General features: G+C 45.2%; 22 protein-coding genes and 1 pseudogene. 13 read left to right on the top strand and 10 right to left on the bottom strand.

Going from position 1 to position 22,389, the window contains the following annotated elements:
• Window positions 1-83 (top strand): annotated as a pseudogene (locus tag OYT88_RS21080) (transposase); the annotation flags it as partial.
• Window positions 84-423: 340 nt separating this feature from the next.
• On the opposite strand, the gene OYT88_RS10875 reads toward OYT88_RS21080, so the two are convergent.
• From OYT88_RS10875 to OYT88_RS10885, 3 genes are read right to left on the bottom strand one after another with little or no spacing between them, the layout of a single operon-like run.
• Window positions 424-861 (bottom strand): MarR family winged helix-turn-helix transcriptional regulator, encoded by a 438-nt coding sequence (locus OYT88_RS10875; protein ID WP_274400004.1) that lies wholly within the window; start codon window positions 859-861, stop codon window positions 424-426.
• A gap of 32 nt (window positions 862-893) precedes the next feature.
• A complete protein-coding gene (locus OYT88_RS10880) occupies window positions 894-2,714 on the bottom strand; it encodes a DHA2 family efflux MFS transporter permease subunit (protein WP_274400006.1) in 1,821 nt (606 codons plus the stop codon).
• A gap of 15 nt (window positions 2,715-2,729) precedes the next feature.
• Complete coding sequence (locus OYT88_RS10885; protein WP_443029664.1) at window positions 2,730-3,386, bottom strand: HlyD family secretion protein; 657 nt, start codon at window positions 3,384-3,386, stop codon at window positions 2,730-2,732.
• A gap of 469 nt (window positions 3,387-3,855) precedes the next feature.
• On the opposite strand from OYT88_RS10885, the gene OYT88_RS10890 reads away from it, so the two are divergent.
• Window positions 3,856-4,614 carry a DeoR/GlpR family DNA-binding transcription regulator gene (locus OYT88_RS10890; protein ID WP_274400010.1) on the top strand — a complete coding sequence of 253 codons (759 nt, stop codon included), beginning with the start codon at window positions 3,856-3,858 and terminating at the stop codon, window positions 4,612-4,614.
• A gap of 144 nt (window positions 4,615-4,758) precedes the next feature.
• Window positions 4,759-5,592, top strand: coding sequence for a Cof-type HAD-IIB family hydrolase (locus OYT88_RS10895; RefSeq protein WP_274400011.1), 834 nt, complete (start codon window positions 4,759-4,761; stop codon window positions 5,590-5,592).
• 51 nt (window positions 5,593-5,643) lie between these two features.
• Here the strand turns inward: OYT88_RS10895 and OYT88_RS10900 are convergent, their stop codons facing one another.
• Window positions 5,644-5,919 (bottom strand): hypothetical protein, encoded by a 276-nt coding sequence (locus OYT88_RS10900; protein WP_274400012.1) that lies wholly within the window; start codon window positions 5,917-5,919, stop codon window positions 5,644-5,646.
• Window positions 5,910-6,680 carry a hypothetical protein gene (locus tag OYT88_RS10905; RefSeq protein WP_274400013.1) on the bottom strand — a complete coding sequence of 257 codons (771 nt, stop codon included), beginning with the start codon at window positions 6,678-6,680 and terminating at the stop codon, window positions 5,910-5,912. The genes OYT88_RS10900 and OYT88_RS10905 overlap by 10 nt, the downstream gene beginning before the upstream one ends.
• Window positions 6,681-6,718: 38 nt before the next feature.
• Here OYT88_RS10905 and OYT88_RS10910 point away from each other — a divergent pair, with 38 nt between their 5' ends.
• Window positions 6,719-7,285, top strand: coding sequence for an LOG family protein (locus OYT88_RS10910; RefSeq protein WP_274400014.1), 567 nt, complete (start codon window positions 6,719-6,721; stop codon window positions 7,283-7,285).
• A gap of 153 nt (window positions 7,286-7,438) precedes the next feature.
• Here the strand turns inward: OYT88_RS10910 and OYT88_RS10915 are convergent, their stop codons facing one another.
• Window positions 7,439-8,047 carry a TetR/AcrR family transcriptional regulator gene (locus OYT88_RS10915; protein ID WP_274400015.1) on the bottom strand — a complete coding sequence of 203 codons (609 nt, stop codon included), beginning with the start codon at window positions 8,045-8,047 and terminating at the stop codon, window positions 7,439-7,441.
• Between the two features lie 119 nt (window positions 8,048-8,166).
• Between OYT88_RS10915 and OYT88_RS10920 the strand changes: the two genes are divergently transcribed.
• Together OYT88_RS10920 and OYT88_RS10925 are read left to right on the top strand one after the other, a co-directional pair.
• Window positions 8,167-8,748 carry a cysteine hydrolase family protein gene (locus OYT88_RS10920; RefSeq protein ID WP_274400016.1) on the top strand — a complete coding sequence of 194 codons (582 nt, stop codon included), beginning with the start codon at window positions 8,167-8,169 and terminating at the stop codon, window positions 8,746-8,748.
• Window positions 8,749-9,030: 282 nt separating this feature from the next.
• Entirely contained in the window at window positions 9,031-10,425 is a 1,395-nt protein-coding gene (locus tag OYT88_RS10925; protein WP_274400017.1) for an MFS transporter, read from the top strand.
• Window positions 10,426-11,501: 1,076 nt separating this feature from the next.
• Here the strand turns inward: OYT88_RS10925 and OYT88_RS10930 are convergent.
• Both OYT88_RS10930 and OYT88_RS10935 read right to left on the bottom strand, forming a co-directional pair.
• Window positions 11,502-12,929 carry a DHA2 family efflux MFS transporter permease subunit gene (locus tag OYT88_RS10930; protein WP_274400018.1) on the bottom strand — a complete coding sequence of 476 codons (1,428 nt, stop codon included), beginning with the start codon at window positions 12,927-12,929 and terminating at the stop codon, window positions 11,502-11,504.
• 68 nt (window positions 12,930-12,997) lie between these two features.
• Window positions 12,998-13,567 (bottom strand): TetR/AcrR family transcriptional regulator, encoded by a 570-nt coding sequence (locus tag OYT88_RS10935; protein ID WP_274400019.1) that lies wholly within the window; start codon window positions 13,565-13,567, stop codon window positions 12,998-13,000.
• A gap of 402 nt (window positions 13,568-13,969) precedes the next feature.
• Between OYT88_RS10935 and OYT88_RS10940 the strand changes: the two genes are divergently transcribed.
• The 3 genes from OYT88_RS10940 to scfB all read left to right on the top strand — a co-directional run bounded on the left by OYT88_RS10940 (window position 13,970) and on the right by scfB (window position 16,528).
• Window positions 13,970-14,680, top strand: coding sequence for an alpha/beta hydrolase (locus tag OYT88_RS10940; RefSeq protein WP_274400020.1), 711 nt, complete (start codon window positions 13,970-13,972; stop codon window positions 14,678-14,680).
• Between the two features lie 213 nt (window positions 14,681-14,893).
• Window positions 14,894-15,043, top strand: coding sequence for a six-cysteine ranthipeptide SCIFF (gene scfA, locus OYT88_RS10945; RefSeq protein ID WP_274400022.1), 150 nt, complete (start codon window positions 14,894-14,896; stop codon window positions 15,041-15,043).
• A gap of 78 nt (window positions 15,044-15,121) precedes the next feature.
• Complete coding sequence (gene scfB, locus OYT88_RS10950) at window positions 15,122-16,528, top strand: thioether cross-link-forming SCIFF peptide maturase (RefSeq protein ID WP_274400023.1); 1,407 nt, start codon at window positions 15,122-15,124, stop codon at window positions 16,526-16,528.
• A gap of 467 nt (window positions 16,529-16,995) precedes the next feature.
• On the opposite strand, the gene OYT88_RS10955 is transcribed toward scfB, so the two are convergent.
• Window positions 16,996-17,757 (bottom strand): class I SAM-dependent methyltransferase, encoded by a 762-nt coding sequence (locus tag OYT88_RS10955; RefSeq protein ID WP_274400024.1) that lies wholly within the window; start codon window positions 17,755-17,757, stop codon window positions 16,996-16,998.
• Between the two features lie 309 nt (window positions 17,758-18,066).
• On the opposite strand from OYT88_RS10955, the gene OYT88_RS10960 reads away from it, so the two are divergent.
• The 4 genes from OYT88_RS10960 to OYT88_RS10975 all read left to right on the top strand — a co-directional run bounded on the left by OYT88_RS10960 (window position 18,067) and on the right by OYT88_RS10975 (window position 21,210).
• Window positions 18,067-18,486, top strand: a complete 420-nt coding sequence (locus OYT88_RS10960) for a MerR family transcriptional regulator (protein WP_274400025.1) — start codon at window positions 18,067-18,069, stop codon at window positions 18,484-18,486.
• Window positions 18,486-19,022 carry a hypothetical protein gene (locus OYT88_RS10965; RefSeq protein ID WP_274400026.1) on the top strand — a complete coding sequence of 179 codons (537 nt, stop codon included), beginning with the start codon at window positions 18,486-18,488 and terminating at the stop codon, window positions 19,020-19,022. Before OYT88_RS10960 ends, OYT88_RS10965 begins: the two co-directional genes overlap by 1 nt.
• A complete protein-coding gene (locus OYT88_RS10970; RefSeq protein ID WP_274400027.1) occupies window positions 19,019-20,284 on the top strand; it encodes an MFS transporter in 1,266 nt (421 codons plus the stop codon). Before OYT88_RS10965 ends, OYT88_RS10970 begins: the two co-directional genes overlap by 4 nt.
• Window positions 20,285-20,442: 158 nt before the next feature.
• Window positions 20,443-21,210, top strand: coding sequence for a metallophosphoesterase family protein (locus OYT88_RS10975; RefSeq protein WP_274400028.1), 768 nt, complete (start codon window positions 20,443-20,445; stop codon window positions 21,208-21,210).
• Between the two features lie 713 nt (window positions 21,211-21,923).
• Here OYT88_RS10975 and OYT88_RS10980 read toward each other — a convergent pair.
• A complete protein-coding gene (locus OYT88_RS10980) occupies window positions 21,924-22,265 on the bottom strand; it encodes an Imm6 family immunity protein (protein WP_274400029.1) in 342 nt (113 codons plus the stop codon).
• Between the last annotated feature and the right edge of the window lie 124 nt (window positions 22,266-22,389).

A 22,389-nucleotide genomic window follows, 5' to 3' on the forward strand; every position in this document is an offset into this window, starting at 1 on the left:
TTTCCGCCGATTTCATCTGCGAGGACTGGACAAAGTCTCGATTGAATTCGGCCTGTTAGCGTTGGCCCACAACCTCATGAAGAAAGTCCGAAGGGATTTCACCCAGGAAGGAGCCCCTCATTTTCACACAAAGAAGAACCGGAGAGAAATTTTTTTACAAATTTTCTCTCCGGTTCTTGAGTTTTAACAGGGCTTTTGAGACAGCCTCTTTTATCGGGTTGATTTATGGATAACCCGCAGCAGTAAATTATGGCGGGTCGTTTTATATGGAACGGCCGCCTGCTTATGAAATTCGCTATTCCTCCATCACCATAAGAGACAGGGAGTGTTTTCAGGCAACCGCAAAAAGCGGCTGAGCCATTTTCTTCCCGCGTCTTTCATGAATTCTTAGCCTTGCTAGAAGCAACAGTTTGTCAGTTAGAGTCACCGATCAACGCCATTGCTTCCGGCCGCTAATTTTACAAGGAGATCGTTGAGTTCACGGAGTTCGCCGTCACTGAAATTTTGCAGCATACGGTGCGTATAGGCTCTATGAATTTTTTTATACTTTTCATAAAGTGCTGCTCCTTTTTCCGTAACTGTCAGCTGCACGACCCGCCGGTCGTTTTCCGAGCGGCGGCGGCGCACCAATTCTTTTTTAATCAGTCTGTCGACGGCCATTGTTGCAAAACTCGCCGTGACTTCAAATTTTCTGGCAATCATTGAAGCCATCAGAGGCTGATTCTCCGCGAGGTAGGCAAGAAAAACATAATCATTGCCGGTTAATTCATTGCCGTGAAGCTCATTAATATCCCTGCGGAATCTCCGTATGATAATTGTCAGTTCGTTTTTGATTTGCATGATCAGATCGTCCCGGTCCATCGCTGTCACCTCACTCTTGGGCCGATAAACTTCTACGCGTGGGCTTCCGATTCGCCGGTCGAAATTTTAGCCTCGGCTTTGATCTTTTTCTTTCTTCTTGACGGCGTTGCCCTTTTGATAAAGAAGGACAGGATCAGCGCAAGCAAGGTCAGACCGGTGGCGACGATGAATGAGTCATTAATGCCCTGAATCGTTGCCAGCTGTTCAACCTTAGTTTCCAAAAGCTGCATGACGCCGCTCATACCGGCAGCAGATCCTGCATGTCCGGTGCCGGCGAGGACATTTCCCGCTGCGCCAAGCTGCTGCATCAATACGGGGTTGTCCTTTGTCAGGTGATTAGCATACTCTCCGACATGGTAGGTTGCCCGGTTTGTCATGACGGTGACAAGGAATGCTGTCCCCAGTGCGCCGGCTACCTGACGTACTGTGTTGGACATCGCTGTACCGTGGCTGTTCAGTTCGCGCGGAAGATCATTCAAGCCTTCGGTCATGATCGGCATCATCAGAAGCGACATGCCGAACATGCGGGTTGAATAGAGCAGCATGATATGTCCGTATGAAGTGGTGTCCGACAGCATGGAGAATTGCCATGTTGTAATCGTCGTAATGATCAGCCCCGCAATCGCCAGCGGGCGGGAACCGATCCGGTCGAACAGAATACCGGTCAGCGGCGACATCGCTCCCATTAATAGAGCGCCCGGCAGGAGCAGAAGTCCGGACTGAAGCGGGGTGAATCCGCGAATATTCTGGAGATAGATCGGCAGCAGAATCATAGCGGCGAACATGGCCATCGTCACGAGAATATTGACAAGCGTTGTCAGTGTAAATATCCCGTATCTGAACACGCGCAGTTCGAGCACGGGTGTTTCCGTGGTCAGCTCCCGCCAGACAAAAAATGCCAGTGCAATCATCCCGATAATTAATGTAGAGATGACTTCTGTATTATTCCAGCCGTTGTTTCCGGCTTCGCTGAAGGCGTACAGAATGCCTCCGAAACCGATCGTCGACAAAACAACGCCCGGCAAATCAAGCTTTGGAAAGGAGCGCCGGCCGACATTTCGCAGGAAACGGAGAGCGAGCAGAATATCGATCAAACCGATCGGGAAGACGACCCAGAACAGGAGGCGCCATGTATAATGCTCAACAATGTAGCCTGACAGCGTCGGCCCGACGGCAGGTGCGAAAATCATGGCCAGTCCCATCAGTCCCATCGCGCCTCCGCGTTTCTCCGGCGGAAAAACGGTCAGAAAAACGTTGGTCATCAAAGGCATGATGATTCCGGCGCCGGAAGCCTGGACGACGCGTCCAACCATCAGAATAAAGAAGTTCGGCGACAGGGCGCAAATCAGCGTCCCGATCGTGAACAGGCTCATGGCCGAAATGAAAAGTTTGCGTGTCGTAAAGGTCTCCATTAGAAAAGCAGTAATCGGTATCAGGACTCCATTGACGAGCATGTATCCGGTCGTAATCCATTGGGCCGTATTGGTTGAGATATTCAGATCCGTCATCATTTTGGGAAGGGCCACATTCATTAATGTCTGATTCAGCAAGGCGACAAATGCGCCGAGAAGCAGAATAGCGACGACGGGCACATGACTCTGACTTTCTGTCTGATTTCGTATTTTCCCGCCCGCTGTGCGCGCCTGCCCGTTTCCCGTTTCCGGAAGGAGGCTGATATCCGCCGGCTGTTCGGAACCATGTACGTGATCCGGAGATTGAATGTTATCCGGGACAGCCGCTACCTTGTTAAAAGCCTGCCGCCGTCCCGTTCTGCGCCGATACAGAATAATGACGTTGATCAGTATCAAAAAAACGAGCGCGCTTCCTGAATAAACAGAAAGAAACGATGACATAAGATCCCTCCTCTCTTAAATATGGATCTTGACTGTCGCGTTCATACCCGGGAGCAGCTGATCGCCTTTGAAATCGTCAAGAGAAACTTTCACCGGGACCACCTGAGCCACTTTTGTATAATTGCCGTTGCTGTTCGAGCTCGGTATCAGCGAAAAGGTTCCCGCCGTAGCGGTTCCGATCTGCGTCACTTTGCCTGTGAATGCGGTATTCGGAAAAGCGTCGATATAAATATCCACTTTCTGTCCCTTTTTAATCTGATCAATTTTGGTTTCGTCAACATTCGCCGTAATGTACAACCTGTTTAAATCATAGGCCTGAGCGAGCTGCGTTCCGGCGGCAACGAATGTGTTCTGAACGACGTTGTCCAGAGCGATTGTCCCGTTATCCGGCATTGTAATGGCAGTCTGTACGGGTCTGCCGTTCGTATCGACACCGTCGATCTCACCGATGGCCTGATTGCGGCTGAAGCTCTTACCCTGATCGCCGTTCCAGGAAACCAGTTTCCCGGCTGCCGGCGATGCGATTGAAACAGACTGGCCGCTGACCGAAGCATTGTCGGTCGTCACATAATTCGTTGCCTGATCGTAATAGTAGTAGCCGACGGCTCCCCCTCCGATCAATACGACAATAACGACGATGTTAATAATAAGAAGGCGGACAAAATTACTCACTCCCTGACTTCCTTTCTTAATAGAATGGGTTAATCTGCAAAGAAGAAAATAAAAATAGATAACCTTATTAACTATTAACAAGATTAACCTTTTCAGCATAAACCATGCTAACACGATCAACATAAATCTGCAAGAAGTTAACCTGAAATTTTTTTGAGAAAATCAAGATAATTAGAAAAAGAATTCGACATTGTTTACTCATCATAGATCGGGAAACGGGCATTGGACAACACACGAAAGGCCGTTTTGACGGCGGAAAGATCCACTGACAAGCATAAATTCCCGGCTTTCCGGTACAAACTCACCGCGGGAGCGGCATTGAAGGCCGTGTTGCCGGCAGCATAAATAATCTCCATTTTAATTATCCAGGATAGTGCTGCGTTTATTTTTTATCCTGGTATATAAATCATTGACCACAACTAAAAACATAATTATAATTTGGTTATGGTTGCTATTCGGGGTGATTATGTTGGCAAAACCTTTAAATATTGAAAGAAGGACTAAAGTCGCTCAACTCATTATGCTGAGGGGAAGTATATCTGTCAGGGAACTGGCCAGGCAGTTTGATGTTTCAACTGAAACCATCAGAAAAGATCTAATCTTATTGGAGAAAGAGAATATCATTAGCAAGGAGCATGGCGGCGCTACAATCTCCTCTCATTATTCAGAGAGCCACTTTAGTGATAAATTGCTGAAAAATAGCGCCGTTAAGACGAGACTCGCTCAGAAAGCGCTGGAGATGGTGCCGGAAAGAGGCGTCGTTATTTTAGACACGGGAACGACTGTTTTGCAAATTGCCAAGTTATTGAATCTTAAAAACGATTTAGTCATTATTACAAACTCTTTAATTGCGGCAGAGGCACTGGAAAATACTGAAAACCAGCTTCTTTTAACAGGCGGACAGCTGCGCAGAAAGAGTATGTCATTTGTCGGGGACTGGGCAACCAGGGCTGTCGCAAGTATCCGGGCCGATATAACATTTGTCGGCTGCGACGGGTTTCATGAAGATGGTCCCTGTTCCCGATCATACAGAGAATTGGATGTTAAACAGACTATCATAGAGAACTCTGAAAAAGTTGTTTTGGTCGCCGACAGCTCCAAGTTCAGCAGGGACGGACTTTACAGATTCGCAACTTTCGATCAGATTGATTATTTGCTGACAGATTCAGGCATAACCGGGCAACAGCGCGAACTATTTTCTTCTCATGTTGAATTGATTGTGGTGTAAAATTCAATTCTGAAGAGCTGTATTTTTAAACGGGCGATAAGGATAGGCCGGCCTGAGCCGATCAGTCCGCCGGCCGAATCAATTGAATAGGGGATAATCCATCAGCGGTATGAAACGTGACAAAGAAACGGAGGCATTCGTTTGATGATTAAAATGGTGGTAACCGATATCGACGGAACTTTCCTGAACGATCAACACGATTATGAAATTGAGCGTTTTAATCGTCAGTTAGAAAAAATGTCCGCATTCGGCATACATTTTGTCGTTGCCAGCGGCAATGGCTATACACATTTGCTTGATGTTTTCGACCGGAAATCCGATGTAACAACGTTTATTTCTGAAAACGGGGCATTAATTGTTGACAATGGCAGGGCGATTGTTGAAAAAACCATTCCGGACCAGACCATTAAATTACTTTTGAAAAAAGTCTTAAGCGATCCGCATCTGACCAAAAGCTCTGTTCATTTGTCGGGGAGAGACGGTACCTACGTTCAAAAAGAAGATCCTTTTATAGATAATGAAAAAGTGCAATACTTTCTAAAAAATGTTCAGGCAGTTCCAGATCTGGCCGCCGTCCATGACTCCATCTATAAAGTTAATCTCGATTGCCAGGATGAAGACGTTAGTGATAAAGTTGAATATATTAACCGGCTGTTCGATCACCAATTGCACGCGACACAAAGCGGCTGGGGCAGTATCGATATTATTCCGGGCGGTGTCAATAAAGCCTGGGCCTTACAAAGATTAGAAGACTATTGGAAAATAACACCGGATGAGATTGTCGCGTTTGGTGATAATTTCAATGATTTAGAGATGTTGCAGCATGTCGGGCTGGGTTATCTTATGAGAAATGCGGATGCTTCCATACATGATTATCATCTGCCGGTTACCGACAAGGACAATAATCACAGCGGCGTGCTCGATATGATCGATCGGATCCTGGACCGACCGATCATGAGCTGGCAGCATCAGGACTGAACGGCCTACAACAAAACCGGCAGCAGTGACTGATAGATTGCCAGTGACAGATCAGGTGCCCCGGCCGATAAACAGCAGCAACGGTTCTATTGCCGGCGCTGACCGATAGACCGGCTTGCCGGTCGAAAACTCAGGTGCGCGGACCGATAAATCACGTACAACGGTCGAAAACTCAGGTGCGCCGACCGATAAATCACGTATAACGACCGAAAACCCGCTGCTGGTGACCGAAAAACTCTCTGCGCGGACCGATAAACCGGGGCCAGACCGAAAACTTGCTCCGAACGGTCGAAAACTCAGGTGCGCCGACCGATAAATCACGTACACCGACCGAAAACCCGCCGCTTGTGACCGAAAAACTCTCTGCGCGGACCGATAAACCGAGGCCAGACCGAAAACTTGGCTCCGCCGACCGATAAACCGGGTGCGCCGGTCGAAAACCCGCCGCTTGTGACCGAAAAACTCTCTGCGCGGACCGATAAACCGGGGCCAGACCGAAAACTTGGCCTCGCCGACCGATAAACCGGGGCCAGACCGAAAACTTGGCCTCGCCGACCGATAAACCGGGTGCGCCGGTCGAAAACCCGCCGCTTGTGACCGAAAAACTCTCTGCGCGGACCGATAAACCGGGGCCAGACCGAAAACTTGGCCTCGCCGACCGATAAATCACGTATAACGACCGAAAACCCGCTGCTGGTGACCGAAAAACTCTCTGCGCGGACCGATAAACCGAGGCCAGACCGAAAACTTGGCCCCGCCGACCGATAAATCACGTACACCGACCGAGAATCCGCCGCTTGTGACCGAAAAACTCTCTGTGCGGACCGATAAACTGAGGCCAGACCGAAAACCCGGCTGCGCCGACCGATAAAACGGGTGCATCGACCGAAAACCCGCCGCTTGTGACCGAAAAACTCTCTGCGCGGACCGATAAACTGAGGCCAGACCGAAAACTTGCTCCGAACGGTCGAAAACTCAGGTGTGCCGACCGATAAATCACGTACAGCGGTCGAAAACCCGCCGCTTGTGACCGAAAAACTCTTTGCGCGGACCGTCGAAAACCCGGCTGCGCCGATCGATAAATCCATAGTTGGACTTAAATATTATATATGAGGAGTTTATGAAAATGAAATATATTGCCGTATACTGCGGCGCTTCTGCCGGCAACAGTAAAATTTACGCAAATGTGGCTCGGAGGCTTGGCACATGGCTGGTGCAAAATAGATACGGGCTGGTGTATGGCGGCGGCAGAGTCGGACTTATGGGAGAAATCGCAAAAACAGTCGTTGATAACAAGGGCTATGTATGGGGAATTATTCCACGGTTTCTGGCTGAGCGCAAATTAGCATTTACGGAGGTCACCAAATTGGAAGAAGTAGCCGATATGTCGGAGCGGAAAGCAAGAATGTTACATATAGCTGATTGCTGCATTGCTTTGCCGGGAGGTCCCGGAACACTTGAAGAAATAACGGAGGCGTTTTCGTGGGCTCGCTTGGGTAAAAATGCCAGTCCGTGTATATTCCTAAATATTAACGGCTTCTATGATCCGTTAAAAATGATGTATCAGCAGATGGTCGGCAGAGGTTTTCTGACTGAAAAGGATTATAAAAAGCTGCTATTTACTGAAAATCTGGATGACATTAATCCTTTTATAGAAAATTATTCGGCGCCGCAAATACGGCAGTATAAATGATCCTGCTCAAAATAATATTAATTAATCGGAGAATAATGGCATATTTTTTGGCACTTGTTCCCTCCAAGTCTTTCACTCAAAATAGATTTTGATTTTTTATGCGGAATTCCGACCCCGCTGTCTGCAATCGCCGCATGCCAATGATGCATCCTGTTAGCTTAATGTAAAAATCGCGCAGAGCTGCTCCAGGATCTCTTCGGGTGAAAGTCCCCGCACTTCTCTTTGAAATAAATAGGCATCGCTCCTTAATGCCGCAAGTAACATATCCGCCCTGAAAACACTGTTTGGCCGGTCTTTTTTCATTGCGGCCATCTCTTTAAATAAATCGGCAAATAACTGATGCAGCTCATCGTATAAGGGGCTATGATACGTTTTTGACCGGATTCGATTGGTCATTTCCGCTTCTTCGACTCCCTTAAGCAATTGTGCTTTGTTTTCTCTGAAACGAATAAATAAGCCGAGGCTGCCTCTTAGTCGCCGGTCCGGCGAAGCCGTCTGATTGTCCTGCATATATGCCTCAACTTTTTCAAAAAAAATAACTACGTTGTCTTTTATTAAATCAAGGCATAACTCGCCTTTATTTCTGTAGCGGCGATAGAGCGTCCCCGGCCCGATCCCGGCTTTTTTGGCGATTTGATTCATACTGACCGGTTCAACGCCGTTTTGCTCGAACAGCCTGGAAGCAGCGTCTAATATACGCTGACGATTCTCGGCCGCGTCACGTCGTTCTGTATGTACATCAAATATTTTTTTATTATTCACGATGCAATCACATCCAAAATGAGAATAAAAAACGCATTGACAAGTGGAGAGCACTCCGTTTATCATAAGTGATAGACCTCTCCACATATAATAAATCAATAAAAGGGAGATGACAACTCATGACCGATCAAAAGGCTAAAACTGCACTGCTCATCATGGATTTACAAAACGGCACTGTATCACGTTTAGGGGAAGGCAAAGAAAACGTCCTCATTCCATTTCGCAGGGCAGTAAAAGCCGCCCGCGAACATTCCGTTCCGGTGATTTTTGTCAGACTGGGTTTCAGCGAGGGGTATCCTGAGATCAGTACAAAAAATAAAATTTTTTCAGCCGGGCACCTGAATTCTCGAAATGGAGCACTAACTGTTCATGATGGAGCGGCACAAATCCATGAGTCTGTTCACCCGGGAAAAAACGAACCCGTGATTACGAAATATCGGATCAGTGCATTTGCCGGCAGCAATCTCGAAGTCATCCTGCGTTCGCAGCAGATTGATACGCTTATTCTCGGCGGAATTGCGACGAGCGGAGTTGTTCTGTCGACTCTACGGGAAGCGGCGGACAAAGACTTTGAGATTAAAGTGCTGTCCGACGCCTGCTTGGATCAAGATCCCGAGGTTCACCGGGTGCTGATCGAGAAAGTATTTCCGCGGCAGGCCGAAGTGCTGAGTGTCCGGGACTGGATCGATACAATGAAATGAATATTGAGTGCCCGTTTCCGTTAACGGCTGAACAGAATTGGATATTAGGCTGCTGTCTCAATGCTGAAGCAGGCGGAACAGGGATTTAATCCTGCGCTGCTGACTCAATATTGAATAGGTTGAACTGGTTCTGATCCTACGCTGCTGTCCTCAATATTGAATAGGGTGAACTGGTTCTGATCCTGCGCTGCCGACTCAATGTTGAATAGGATGAACCAGAATTTGATACTGCCGGTACCGTTTCATGTTGAAATAGGGTGAAAAAAGAAGGAAGGCAAAAATTTGTCCGAGTCTCGCAATGAAGGTCGGTTTAATCAAAAATTGATTGCACCGATGATCCTGGGATCGATTCTAAATCCGATCAATTCTTCTATTATTTCAGTAGCCTTGATTCCTATCGGGAAAGCGTTCGGTGCACCGCCTTCGCAGACGGCGTGGCTTGTTTCCGCCTTATATCTGGCCACGGCGATCGGGCAGCCTGTCGTCGGAAAATTAATTGATATATACGGCCCGCGGCTTCTCTTTTTAATTGCAACGTCTTTAGTCGGCTTCTCAAGTTTCATTGCCATTTTCGCTCCTGACTTTTGGTGGCTGGTCGTGGCCAGAGTGCTGCTCGGTTTTGGAACCTGTTCCGGCTATCCGGCTTCCATGTATCTGATCCGCAGTGAAGCAGAACGGACCGGAGAAGGCAGTCCGACGAGCGTATTGACTTTGCTGGCGATTGCCAATCAGACGATTGCAGTTATTGGGCCTACATTAGGCGGTTTGCTCATACAGGTCGGGGGGTGGCAGAGCACATTTATCATTAATATCCCCTTGTCGCTGGCCTGTGTTCTTTTGGGCTGGTTCCGTTTTCCGAGAGTCTCATCGATTTCTATCAGGGAAAAGCGAAGGGGAACATCCATTGATTTTACCGGAATGGCCATCTTCGGGATCACGTTAATTTCCGCTTTGCTTTTCCTGATGGACCCGGCTCTGGATAAGCTTTATTTGTTAGCCGTTGCAGTTGTCGCCGGCACCGCTTTTGTCATCGTTGAGCTGAAAAGCAGGGATCCCTTTATTAATGTCCGCGTATTAAGCGGAAATAAGGCTTTGCTGTCGACTTACGCGCGCAGTCTGCTTGCTGCTACAGTCACTTACTGTTTCATTTATGGATTTACTCAATGGCTGGAAAAGGGGAGGGGCCTGTCCCCTGCTCATGCCGGCTTACTGCTGCTGCCGATGTTCCTGACGGCGATTATTATTTCCAGAATCACGGGAAAAAGCCCGGCAATACGTTTGAAACTGATAGTCGGCAGCCTGATCCAATTCATAACGATGGCACTGCTGTTCTTTGCCGGACCTGCGAGCAATCTGGTCTTTCTGGCCGGGATCATTCTGCTGCTCGGCATACCCCAGGGCCTGCTGAATCTGGCCAATCAAAATGCTGTCTATTTTCAGGCGGTTCCAAGCCAGATGGGAGCTTCATCCGGTTTATTAAGAACCTTTATGTATATGGGCGCTATGCTTGCTTCTGCGGCCAATGGACTGTTCCTAAAATCCGAAGATATTACATTCGGGATGCACCAGCTTGCACTATTTTGTGTGGTCATTGGCATAATCTTGATCATCATCACCCTATTCGATCACTCATTAGGTAAAATCGGCATTAAAAAACAAGCGGAAAATAAAATCTGAGAGATAAACGGAGGCCTTCGTGACCCGGCAGTTTCTTGGATGGGCTGAAAGAAATTTTATGACCGTTGGCGCTGCGGCATCTGCCGGAGGGGCTGTTTTTCGCAGCTGCCCGAAAAAATACGGAAAAATCCACGCTGCTTCCTGATACAGAGACGGCGCGATGGATGGCTGTTCAGCGGCAGACACGTCTGCTGAGTGCTTGCTGCTTTGTATGGATTAAAGTTTACATAATGTATGTATGGGTAAACGGAATCATTGATATGCGAGCCGTGGAACGAAAAAGCGGGACAAGAGATGGCTGAAAACGAATAAGCGAATGGAAAATAGAAGGAGAGCGAGAATAATGCCGGGACAATGAGAAGCTTTAAATAATTTTCCACTAAGTGTGAACACGTTAGTCAATATAGAGGGAATGCAGATAGCTCGATTCAATTGGCCTGACTTTTTGTCATGATTGTGACCCTCGGATTCTTGGGAAGATGTTTGATCAGCTAAAGGTTTGTCGTACTTCCATCCTCATAATCTTTCTTTTAGAATTTGGTCTGAGCAACTCTATCTTAACTGAAATGATGGGTTCGGGTTCATTTTCTATAAAAAAATGAAAGAGACAAGAGCAATGGAATCTCATTGTTTTTCTGGAAAAGGGGAGTTGGCTACCACTCCCCTTTTCCAGAAAAACAGAACTTCTAATCCTCTCTTTATATTCAGATAATCATCTTTACACAAGTAACGGACTTAATTGATGTGGGTATAAAAATGGATGGAGAATATGATGTTGGTCCAGCCATCTTGGAGAAGAAAATTGGTAGAGATGTTGACAATCTAAAATTTATCTCAAATGTAATAAACGCTTCTGAGAAAAAATTGATTATTTAAGATTTCCATTATCTATCCATTAATGAAAATTAATGAAAAAAGTTTGCTTATGATCTAAAAACATCTTTATTTTTTTGAGATAATATTCAAATAAAACTTTTTGATAGCATTTAAGCTACCGCCTGCTAAGCAGATGGTAGCTTAATAGTTTCTTGACAATCAGTGGGGTTCAGGATTTTATTATGCTTCCAATTCTTTCTTCAGTTTTTTTCCTGTTCTAAGCCTGGTTTAAGTGCCAATACGCTTGTGTGTTTCATGAAAAGGGACAGCACAAAGCCGATAATGGCGAGAACAAGCGTGAAGGTAAACCCGTATTTTACACCATTCGTCAGCATCTCTGCAGTGCTGTGCCCAATGGTAGCCCGGTAAACATTTTCTCCTGCTGCTAAAAATGTCGTGGTCAGCGCTATCGCAATGGCCCCGCAGATCTGCTGACCTGTATTCATGATCGCACTGCCGTCGGGAGACAATTCTTTAGGCAGTGCATTGAGTCCGTTTGTTTGCGAACAGGTAATAACAAGCGGCATGCCGATCATGAGCAGTATATTGGCACCGATAACATATACGTAGGAAGAGGAGACCCTAATATTCACGAACATAATCGCTGCGATGATATTGAGTGCAGCGCCGATTTTGACGAGCCATTTAGGCCCGTATAAATCATACAGCCTCCCCGAAATAACCGAGACAAGCCCGTTGACAATCCCCCCGGGCAATAATAAAAGGCCCGCAATGGCTGCACTTAATAGCTTCCCACCTTGCCAGTACATTGGCAGCAGTAACATCGCCGACATGATTATGCTAAAAGATGTGACCACTTCAACGATGCCAACTGTAAACATCGGAATTTTAAACCCCCTGATATTCAGCATGGGGTTTTCCATCTTTAATTGTCTTATTGAAAATAATATGATACTGATCACACCGATGGCCAGCAGGAAGAGAACAGCGGTGCTTGTCCATCCCAAGTCTCCTGCAAAACTGCAGCCCGCTACGATACCTCCAGAGCCTAGTGTCGATAAAAAAATGGATAACGGATCAATTTCCGGCCGGGTTACCGTATTGACATCTTTGCAAAATATAATGGAAACAACGAGGGCAAGGATAAGAAACGGGAGCATCAGCCAAAATATCCACTGCCAGCCTAAAGCATTTAAAATCAAGCCGGCAACGGTCGGTCCGATAGCTGGAGAAAACATTAAAATCAGTCCGACCATACCAAAAGCCGTGCCTCGTTTTTGCGGCGGATAAATGGCCATTACGGTATTAAAAAGCAGCGGAATTAAAATGCCGGTCGCGATTCCCTGGATTAATCGGCCTGTTAACAACATAGGAAAGCCTTGAGCCATTGCAGCTATAAAGGTTCCTGCGATAAACGCTGCTAAAGCGGAGAAAAGAAGCTGACGGGTGGTGAACCATCGAATCAGCAATCCTGAAACGGGTACCAAAATACCTACAATCAGTAAATATCCAGTGCTTAACCATTGAACGGTGGGTGCACTGACGTGCAAGGCTTTCATTAAGGGCGTTAAGGCAATATTGATCGCCGTTTCGCCAAACATACCGATAAAAGCGCTAATTAACAGGCCTAGTAAAATCGGCATTCGTTTGCTTTCATTTGTTTTCATTTTGTAAAATTTATCCTCCCCATCAAAGTAGACCAGTCTATATATAAGGAGACAAATAATAAAAACACTCAAATGTTCTTAAAAATAACTTCAACTTTTTCTGTCAGCAAAGTAAAATAGGAAATATCCTGAAAGGTGATCGACAGAGTCACAGCTCCTTCAATCAAAATGTTAATTAAGCTGGCCGTCTGTTTGGCCCGCTCCTCTGTGTAACCTTTTTTCACTAAAAAATCTGCATTTATCGACATCAAGTCTCTGTGGGTTTTTTCGCATGCCGCTCTGATTTTTTCATTGCTTCCGGCACATTCGAATGCAATTAAGCCGATTCGGAATTCTGCTTTTTCTGTGTCCAATACTTTCGCGGCAACATGTTTCAGCTGTGCCCGGATGGCATCAATCGGATTATCATAGAAAGACATGATTTGCAAAATGTCCTGTCGCACTGAGTTTCCAACATTTTCAATAGCGGCGATTGCTATCTCTTCCTTTCCCTTAGGAAAGTAATAATATAAAGATCCCTTCGGAGCGCCGCTTTTCTCGATAATTTGATTAATGCCCGTTGCATGATAACCCTTAATCTGAAAGAGATTTTTAGCCGCATTGATAATTTTGTCCCGCGTATCCTGTTTTTTATCCATTCGTAACTCCTTTATATAGACCAATCTATATAGATATTAATATTTTTTCTGACACAAATCAATGATATTACATTTAATTTAAAAATATTTACTTGCGAAACACATTTGAATTTATTAGGTTTTGTTGAGATTTTATATGCTGTGTGTTTAAGTCAAGATATTATTCACAAAAAGTAAATTTACGATTTCTAACATCATTAGCAGAGACCGAAACAGCGATTCGCTGCATAGATGGCAGACGCTCCGGCAGACTAAGATTACCGTCCTTTTTGAGTAATACATTCGCTGAAACTGAGCGAAAAATCGATGACGGTAAACCTGCGGCCGACCGGAACGAAATAAACCGGCTGAGTCACTGCGTGCTGAACGGGTTATTCAGGGCCGCCTTAGGAGAGGTTTTTTATGCAGCAGGAACTATGTATCCTTATTCACGGATTCGCGGGGAACCCGCAGGAATTAGCGCCGCTCGCTCAGGCCCTGAAGCAGAAGGGCTATGAAGTGATCACGCCTTTGCTGCCCGGGCATCGTATGGACAGGAGACGGATGGAGAAAATCACGGCACCGGACTGGCTGCACGTGATTGAGGATATTGTTGAACACGCTATTGAGGAGAAGAAAGAGATTCATCTGATCGGTTTTTCCATGGGAGCGATGATCGCTTCGATTACGGCCTGCCGTTATCGGACAGCTACCCTGGTACTGCTCTCTCCGTCGCTATATGTGCTTTCTCCCGGCGTTCTGAAGATACGGCTGAAAAATTTTTGGCAATACATGAGAAAAAATCATGGATTGCCGCCCGTCCGGGTAATTCTCAGTAATCGCTCATTTGCCGGCTCAGTTCCCGTTCACAATCTGCTTCAGTTTCAGAAGATCGTCCGCCGTGCAAAGAGAATTTTCCGCCGTATTTCTGTTCCGGTTTGCATCATTCACGGGCGGATGGACGAAATCGTCGATCCGAAAAGTTCCGAATGGATTTTTCATACGGTGTTATCAATGGAAAAAGAGCTTCATTATCTTCCACATTCAAAACACCATATTTGTCATGACAGTGAAAGCGGCGCTGTCATTAAAATGGTCACCGCCTTTTTAGAAAAGCATCATCGGCATCAATGAGTCGGGTAAACTGATTTTTTAACGTTTTTTTATATAAAAGCATGGGGATGTACGATAAACATCACAGGAATAATCGCTTTTATTTATTATAATAATTATTATCAGTACCTGTTGAAAGGGCCCTGATTAGAAAATGAACTTTATGACGGATCTGATGCTTGATCCCGAATACGTGTTTTTTCAAAAAATGTTTTAAAAAAGAGGGTTTGTATAATGAGAAGGATTATATCACTGAATACGATGGACCTGAGAGAAAGTGCCAGACACGGCGGACGCGGCGAGTGTCAGACATCCTGCCAGTCGGCGTGCAAGACATCCTGCGGCGTTGCCAATCAGAAGTGTGCCGATCCGGCGCACCGATAAATAGCAGAGGAAGTGTACCGCCCGACTGTTTCGCAGACGGGCGGCAATTTTTTGAACAAGGGAGTCCGATCGCCAGCTATGATACATCAATATAAGTTAAACGGATATAATATCGTGCTTGATACTTACAGCGGGGCTGTGCACGTTGTCGACGATCTTGCCTATGATATCATCGCACTTTATGAAGAACATTCGTCTGAAGAAATCGCGGATTTGATGGTGAAGAAGTACGCCGATCATACAGACATCGGCGCAGAGGACATATACGAAACGATCGCGGACATCGATAAACTGAAAAAAGACGGACGGCTCTTTTCGGAAGATACGTATCAGGATCTCTCATTCGATTTGAAAAAACGGAGGACGTATATTAAAGCTTTATGCCTGAATGTCGCACATACGTGCAATCTTTCCTGTGAATACTGCTTTGCGAGCCAGGGCAAATACCACGGTGCCCGGGCGGTCATGAGCTATGAAGTCGGCAAGAGGGCGATCGATTTTCTGCTGGAAAACTGCGGATTTCACCGCAACCTCGACGTTGATTTTTTCGGCGGAGAACCTCTGATGGATTGGAAAGTTGTCAAACAGCTCGTCGCCTATGCGAGAAGCAAAGAAAAGGAGTATAAGAAAACTTTTCGCTTCACTCTGACAACCAACGGCATGCTGCTTAAAGATGAAGTCGTCGATTTTCTGAACAAGGAGATGCACAATGTCGTCCTGAGCCTGGACGGGCGAAAAGAGGTTCATGATCGGCTGCGTAAAACGGTAAACGGCAAGGGAAGCTATGATTATATCGTTCCGAAGTTCCAGAATTTCGTCAGGAAGCGGGGGGATAAAGAATACTATGTCCGCGGGACCTTTACCCACAACAATGTCGATTTCAGCAATGACATTTTTCATATGGCCGATCTCGGTTTCGACCGGCTCTCGATGGAACCGGTCATCTGCGATCCAAAGGAACCGTATGCACTGACCGAGGAGGATCTCCCTGAGATCTACAGACAGTATGAGATTCTCGCCAAGGAAATGCTTCGCCGTTCAGAAGAGGGCCATGGCTTTGTTTTTTACCATTACATGCTTGATCTGACGGAAGGGCCCTGTATCCATAAAAGAATCTCCGGATGCGGATCGGGCACCGAATATTTGGCGGTCACGCCATGGGGCGAGCTTTTCCCCTGCCACCAGTTTGTCGGCGATCAGGCATACAGTATGGGCAACATCTGGGACGGCATCACAAAACCGGAGCTGCAGAACCGATTTAAAGAGTGCAACTGCTACTCAAAGCCGGAATGCCGGGACTGCTGGGCGAAACTCTACTGCAGCGGCGGCTGTCCCGCCAATTCGCTGCATGCGACCGGCTCGCTCAACGGGAACTATCAATTCAGCTGCGACGTTTTTCGTAAAAGAATCGAATGCGCTGTGATGATTAAAGCGGCCGAATCGATCAGGGCGATGGACAACGATCAACAGACCGCCGTTGAATGAATGAAGCGTAAGACGAAAAAAGAGGCCGGGCAGCCATCGGAGAAAAATCGATGGATACCCGGATTTTTCATGCAAGGCGGAAAAAGATGAGATTCTCAGACTTCTTCCAAAGCATCATCACGTTCGCGCTTTCATTGATTTATGTTGGATAGGAACTATAAAGATGGGAACAGTACAAGGGTGGGGATCACTGGTTTTACAGAAAATTAAGCGAAGCCGGAGCGTATGATTTACGAAAATATCCGAAGTGATAAAGAGTATGGTAAAAAATGTGGAAAGCGTCTTAAAACATCAGCCAAAAATGACGCAGGAATCTTTTGGCCATCATAAATGATGTCTCCGCTTAATCATATCTGATCAGGCTATTCTTGCAATATAATGTCATAAGAGAAATCTCATTTCCAGACCCCTTCATTTTTTTGTGTCTACTCTTTTATGTTAGAATTACATTTCCATAAAAATTTATCTTAATCGGCGCGGCACACCAAACAAAAAATTCTGTGCGGAATCCCGATAACGTCTGGATATTCTCTTTGCAGCCGTTCTTTTAACCGGCGATCAAATTCGACTAGTTTATCGTGTGGCAGACTGGCGCCTACTCCGGCGCTTGCCCGGATTCTTCCTCTCCATGCTTCCTGACTATAAGTTAAATTAAGATCAAATGTGAATGTTTCGATATCTGTAAATCCACCCATAGCTGCCTGCGTTAGCCAGCCCGGATAAACACCTGTTCCTCCGACGCCTTTCCAATCCGGATTATAGGATAATATAAGTTCCTCTGTTTTCGATACAACATTGCTGCCGAGCGGTATCCAATCCAGATGAACAATGACTAACTTCCCGTGTGCATGCAAAACACGGCGTACTTCTTCCAACACTTTGTCGCCTTGGAACCAATGCCAGCATTGGCCTGCTGTAACCACGTCGAATTCAGGAGATGAAAAGGGCAAATGCTCTGCCCGCGCATTTAGGTATCGAATATACACGTGATCTTTTTTATCCAGCTTCTTGGCCTCTTCTATAAGTTCATCAGATATATCGACTCCTGTCACCCGGGCGCCTTGTTTAGCAAATGTCCTTGCCAGATATCCCGTGCCTGTTCCGATATCCAATATCGACTGGCCTTTGATTCCAATACCATAATTTTTAAGGCGTTCATATAACTCAAGCGGATAGCCTGCCCGATATTTGCTATAGTCTTTGGCAGTAAGACCGAAATTTACATTCATTATAGAACCTCCGTTTCAAAATCAGTCGGCGATGCGGACATTACAGCGATTTTGCCTGCCGGTGAATAGAACTAAAAAAAAGTTTGTTGCAAATCATTCAAAATTATAATGTCATGAATAAAAAGTTCTTCACGGATGGGCTTTAACCTTCTTAGAAAAGACCTTTTTTTAGAATAATCATTCGATCGTCAGTTCTGTACGTCACTGCTGATACTTGAAGCGGGTGACCGGTGAATTTGACAAACATCTATCGTTACACTAAACTGTATCTTGTACATTAAAGTGTAACTTTAAACTGGAGGAATTGTGATGCCAGGCTATACAGCGAAACAGATAACTGAACTGCTTCAACGAGAAGGGGCGGACATTCATTTACGCACGGTAAGGTATTATACGCAAATTGGCATGGTGCCGCCGCTTGAGACAGTTGAAAACAAACGGGTTTATACAGACAATCATCTGGCCCATTTTCGCGCGATTCTGACTCTGAGCAAAACAGGAGAGACACTTGCTTCCATCCGGAAAAAACTGCAGGCACTTTCTATGGATGAAATTAAGAAAATCGGTAAGCAGATGACACTCTACCAATCTGAAAACCTGATTACCCGGGAAACCACGAAAATAAATGATGATGCTTTTATAACACTCAGTTCGAATGTGCCGGAACAGATGAAGCAGGAAATCGTTGACTCTGTTTCAAGAATCATGAAGAAGAATGGGGAGCGATGATGATTCAGGTCAAATTGGAGAAAAATCAGTTGGAGTGCTTCGAGGGCTTGAATCACTTGTGGATTCATATCAGTAGGCCGGCGGTTTCCGAAATAGTCAATTTCAGGCTTCGCCTGATCCTTCCCAAAGGAGTAGGAGCCCAAAAGAATTTAAACCATTTTCCGGAAGATGAAGATCACGCAGTGACTGTACCTGAAATAATAAAAGATATAGATTTGATTTTTGAGCTGTTTACAGAGGAAGAGCTTTTGCCCGGCCGACTATTTCTGACGATCGCTTTTTCCTATTTACTCAATGATCGGCTTTATGATGGCAAAAAACAAATCCCGCTAATGATCGTTCCTGAAGAGATGAGCGATCAAATAGCGCCGGATTCCGAGGTCGTCTCTTTGGTAGAAAAAATTAAGAGAGACCGCGCCCGGGAGTGGGGACAGCACTCCTTTGTTGTTTTTCCTGCCGTACAGACAGTAGAATACGAGCTCTCGCCCTTGGAAAAGAAGTATCGCATTCAGGGTTCCTATGAGGCTTTTCAGTGAATCGATTAATAACCATTTTTAAAAATACGAACTATCGGAGCCTATTCTTCGCTTCTTTTGCGTCCCAATTAGGAACGGTTACTTCAACAACTGCCTTTACCTTTTATCTTCTTGACCGCTATGGAAACAGGCCTTTCTATGCAACCGCTGTAGAATTGATGTACACGCTGCCTACGCTTTTTGTTTTTTTTCTTACCGGCGTGCTGGCCGATAACATCAATAGGCAGAAGATTACGATTTTTTCTGATCTGATCAACTCCGGTTTCTGTATTCTGCTGATCTTCGCAGTTTTTTCGATGAATGTTTTATTTATCTTTCCTTTTCTTTTTCTGATCACGGCAGTATCCAAGTTTTTTACTCCCGCCCAAACCGGTCTGATTCAAGGCATTCTGAGCCATGATGAATATGCCATTGCAGGCGGGCTCAACCAGATGCTGACAAGTATTTTTTTGCTTTTTGGAACGGCTTTAGGCGCCTTTTTTTACTGGAGACTGGGAATTTCAGGCGCGATTCTGATCAATGGCTGCAGTTTTCTGATCTCGGCTTCTCTCATTTTTCACTGCCGTTTTCCAAATGAGGCGGTTTTACCGAAGGGGCGTTCCAATCCTTTTCATTTTAACGTGAGGCTCGTTTTTGCTGAATTTAGGGAAGGTATTTTTTATATTTTGCAACATCATGTGCTCAGGTATTTAATGCTGGGAACGTTTATTTTAGGTTTTGTAAATGGCGGCCTGTCCATTATGCCAATATACATGTTGAAATATAAATTGGCAATCGGATATTATCAGCAAGCCGCGGCTTTATCAGGAATTGTCTTCGGAATCGGTATCTTACTGGGCAGCTTTGCTGCGTCCTTAGCAGCAAACAGGGTCAAACTGTACAAATTAATGATCGGCGGATTTTTGATGGCCAGTGTCTTTATTGCCCCGGAATCGATTGCGTCAAGTCTCTCTTTCTTTCTCATCTTTTATTTTCTCACCGCATTTTCGATACCGATCGTGAATGTTGCTTTCTTCGGATGGCTTCCGCAAATGGTTAATCCCGGATTTTTGGGACGTGTACAAGCGTGGTTCGATCCGCTCGGCAATCTGGCTCAATCATTGCTTTTTATTCTCCTTGCATTTACTTTTCCTCGGTATGTGTCTATCGGAACGCCATTTCTCTGGTTCGGAGGCTGCCTTCTGGCTGTCGGAATGCTTTACATGTTTGTTCTTCCTCAGGCGCAGCGGCAGGTAACAGAAGGCGTATCTCATGAAAATTAAGAAGTAAGAACCGGACAGATGGATTTTGAGGGAAAAGTCATTCTTTCGTGATGTGGACAAACCGAAAAAATGGTCCGCTTTTGTAATATCCGGCGGATTATTTTCGTTTAGATGAATGAGATATTCTTAATGAGATCGGAGAGGGGAGGATAGATGTAATGAAAATTGCCGCACTTTATGATATTCATGGCAACTTTCCGGCTCTGAAAGCGGTTCTTAATGAACTCGAATCAATAAAGCCGGATTGGACTGTCATCGGAGGCGACATGGTTTCAGGACCGATGCCCGTACAGACGCTGGAGTGTCTCTTGGACTTACAAAAAAGAACAAAGATTAAGTTCATCAGAGGGAACGGAGACCGGGAAGTTGTCGAAGCGGCCAGGGGACGGAAGCTGGAGCAATTATCGGAACAGGGTCGTAAAACCCAGCGATGGGCAGCTAATGAACTAACGGATAAGCATCTTGAATTTCTTGCGAATTTAGACAGCAGCGCAGTGATTCAAATGGAAAATGCCGGTGAAGTTTTATTCTGTCATGCGACTCCGGAAAGTGACGAACAGATTTTTACGCCTCTGTCGCCAAGGAAACGGCTTGAAACACTCTTTGCCCGTGTTGACCAGCCAATTGTTGTGTGCGGCCATACACATATGCAGTTCAAAATCGAACTGGAAAAAACGCATGTTATTAATTCGGGGAGTGTCGGGATGCCTTTCGCGAACCAGCCAGGCGCCTATTGGCTGCTTATTCATTCAAATGGGATCGAATTTAAACAAACGCAATATGACTTTGAAAGAGCAGCTGGAGAAATTAGAAAAAGTAATTGTCCAACCGCCGAAAATTTTATAAAAAATAATCTGCTTCACATTCCAGACGAAAAAGAATCGATGGTATTACTAGAAAAAATACCAAAAGATAAGCTGAAATGAGTAGAGTTTCTATTAGAAAATAGTGAATGATCAAAGAATCGATAAAAAACCTAAACCCGCATTTGTCCTGTTAAGAACTCAACTTTCATAGTTCAAAAATCGAGGTGGATTGCCTAAATCACACGAATCACAGCTTTCATAGCTTATTGATTAGGGCTCTTAACTAAAATGGAGGGCCCCCGCTCTTTGGTAAAGTGAATTTTGACGAATAACACGACCAGAAAGAGGATGTCCTCTATGATAACGAAAAGGGCTCAAAACAATTAACTCTTTAGAGAAATAAAAGTAAAATTTGATGAGCTGGGAATTCTGAAGCATCTGCGTCAGGCGGGAATTACTAAGGCCTTCGGCTTTTCCTGCGGAAAGCTCTCTGCGCCGCCACCCCCCCGAAGCGCCGGCAAATTCCGGCTGCAGACTGCCAGGGAAACCCGGCCTCCCGTGTTCAGTTTCCGCTTTATTAATTTTTATCACCTGATCGGTGAAAACAAAAAAACTGTTACGGCGCAATAGGTAAGTGTTTCAGCTAATCAGAAGATTGGTTCATGAATAATTCAGGTATATAGCTTTTCTTGAATCATAGTTTGTAAATCAACATAATTATCAGCTTTATATTGAGTCAAAAAAGAATTCATTTTTTTAATGTATTTTTCGGGATCTGATACACATGTTTTAAAGTTTTCAATAAAATGATCTACTAATGTGTCGTCTACTAATTAAATAGGTTCTGGGAAATACTTTGCTCCCTCACCTTCAAATGCTTTGCGGCTGGTAAAAGCAACTGAATCAATAATACAATTCCAAGCCGTTTCATCTTTTTCAACCTCAGACATTTCTTGAATTGAAACTATTCCTTTCTCCTCGTCATCTAATAAGTCATAAAGAGATTCTCCAATATTTTCTTTGTTTTTTAGCCATTCCCAGCAAGCATCTAAAGCACCTTGAGCAATCTTTTGATCTTCTTCACGAGAAAAAACATCTACAACCTTTTCAGAAAGCCCTAGAAAAAAAATTACCTTGTTATCATCTTTCATTTGTTCAAAATTTTTATTACTCATAACTACCTCCATTTAGTCACTATATTTCCCATTTTTAATTATTAAAAAAAGTCTCCCAGTTACTTTAAGCTCTCCTCCGCAACAAGGACAAGCAACCCTTTCCGTACTCTTAACTAAAAACGCC

The organism is Sporolactobacillus sp. CQH2019 (genome assembly GCF_028765345.1).
Classification (GTDB): Bacteria; Bacillota; Bacilli; order Bacillales; family Sporolactobacillaceae; genus Sporolactobacillus.

What these genes read in the sequence shown, in the direction of transcription:
- OYT88_RS10875 (WP_274400004.1), bottom strand. Translation starts at nt 861, where the DNA reads ATGGACCGGGACGATCTGATCATGCAAATCAAAAACGAACTGACAATT.
- OYT88_RS10880 (WP_274400006.1), bottom strand. Translation starts at nt 2,714, where the DNA reads ATGTCATCGTTTCTTTCTGTTTATTCAGGAAGCGCGCTCGTTTTTTTG.
- OYT88_RS10895 (WP_274400011.1), top strand. Translation starts at nt 4,759, where the DNA reads ATGATTAAAATGGTGGTAACCGATATCGACGGAACTTTCCTGAACGAT.
- OYT88_RS10905 (WP_274400013.1), bottom strand. Translation starts at nt 6,680, where the DNA reads ATGGATTTATCGATCGGCGCAGCCGGGTTTTCGACGGTCCGCGCAAAG.
- OYT88_RS10910 (WP_274400014.1), top strand. Translation starts at nt 6,719, where the DNA reads ATGAAATATATTGCCGTATACTGCGGCGCTTCTGCCGGCAACAGTAAA.
- OYT88_RS10920 (WP_274400016.1), top strand. Translation starts at nt 8,167, where the DNA reads ATGACCGATCAAAAGGCTAAAACTGCACTGCTCATCATGGATTTACAA.
- OYT88_RS10930 (WP_274400018.1), bottom strand. Translation starts at nt 12,929, where the DNA reads ATGAAAACAAATGAAAGCAAACGAATGCCGATTTTACTAGGCCTGTTA.
- OYT88_RS10935 (WP_274400019.1), bottom strand. Translation starts at nt 13,567, where the DNA reads ATGGATAAAAAACAGGATACGCGGGACAAAATTATCAATGCGGCTAAA.
- OYT88_RS10940 (WP_274400020.1), top strand. Translation starts at nt 13,970, where the DNA reads ATGCAGCAGGAACTATGTATCCTTATTCACGGATTCGCGGGGAACCCG.
- scfA (WP_274400022.1), top strand. Translation starts at nt 14,894, where the DNA reads ATGAGAAGGATTATATCACTGAATACGATGGACCTGAGAGAAAGTGCC.
- scfB (WP_274400023.1), top strand. Translation starts at nt 15,122, where the DNA reads ATGATACATCAATATAAGTTAAACGGATATAATATCGTGCTTGATACT.
- OYT88_RS10955 (WP_274400024.1), bottom strand. Translation starts at nt 17,757, where the DNA reads ATGAATGTAAATTTCGGTCTTACTGCCAAAGACTATAGCAAATATCGG.
- OYT88_RS10960 (WP_274400025.1), top strand. Translation starts at nt 18,067, where the DNA reads ATGCCAGGCTATACAGCGAAACAGATAACTGAACTGCTTCAACGAGAA.
- OYT88_RS10965 (WP_274400026.1), top strand. Translation starts at nt 18,486, where the DNA reads ATGATTCAGGTCAAATTGGAGAAAAATCAGTTGGAGTGCTTCGAGGGC.
- OYT88_RS10975 (WP_274400028.1), top strand. Translation starts at nt 20,443, where the DNA reads ATGAAAATTGCCGCACTTTATGATATTCATGGCAACTTTCCGGCTCTG.
- OYT88_RS10980 (WP_274400029.1), bottom strand. Translation starts at nt 22,265, where the DNA reads ATGAGTAATAAAAATTTTGAACAAATGAAAGATGATAACAAGGTAATT.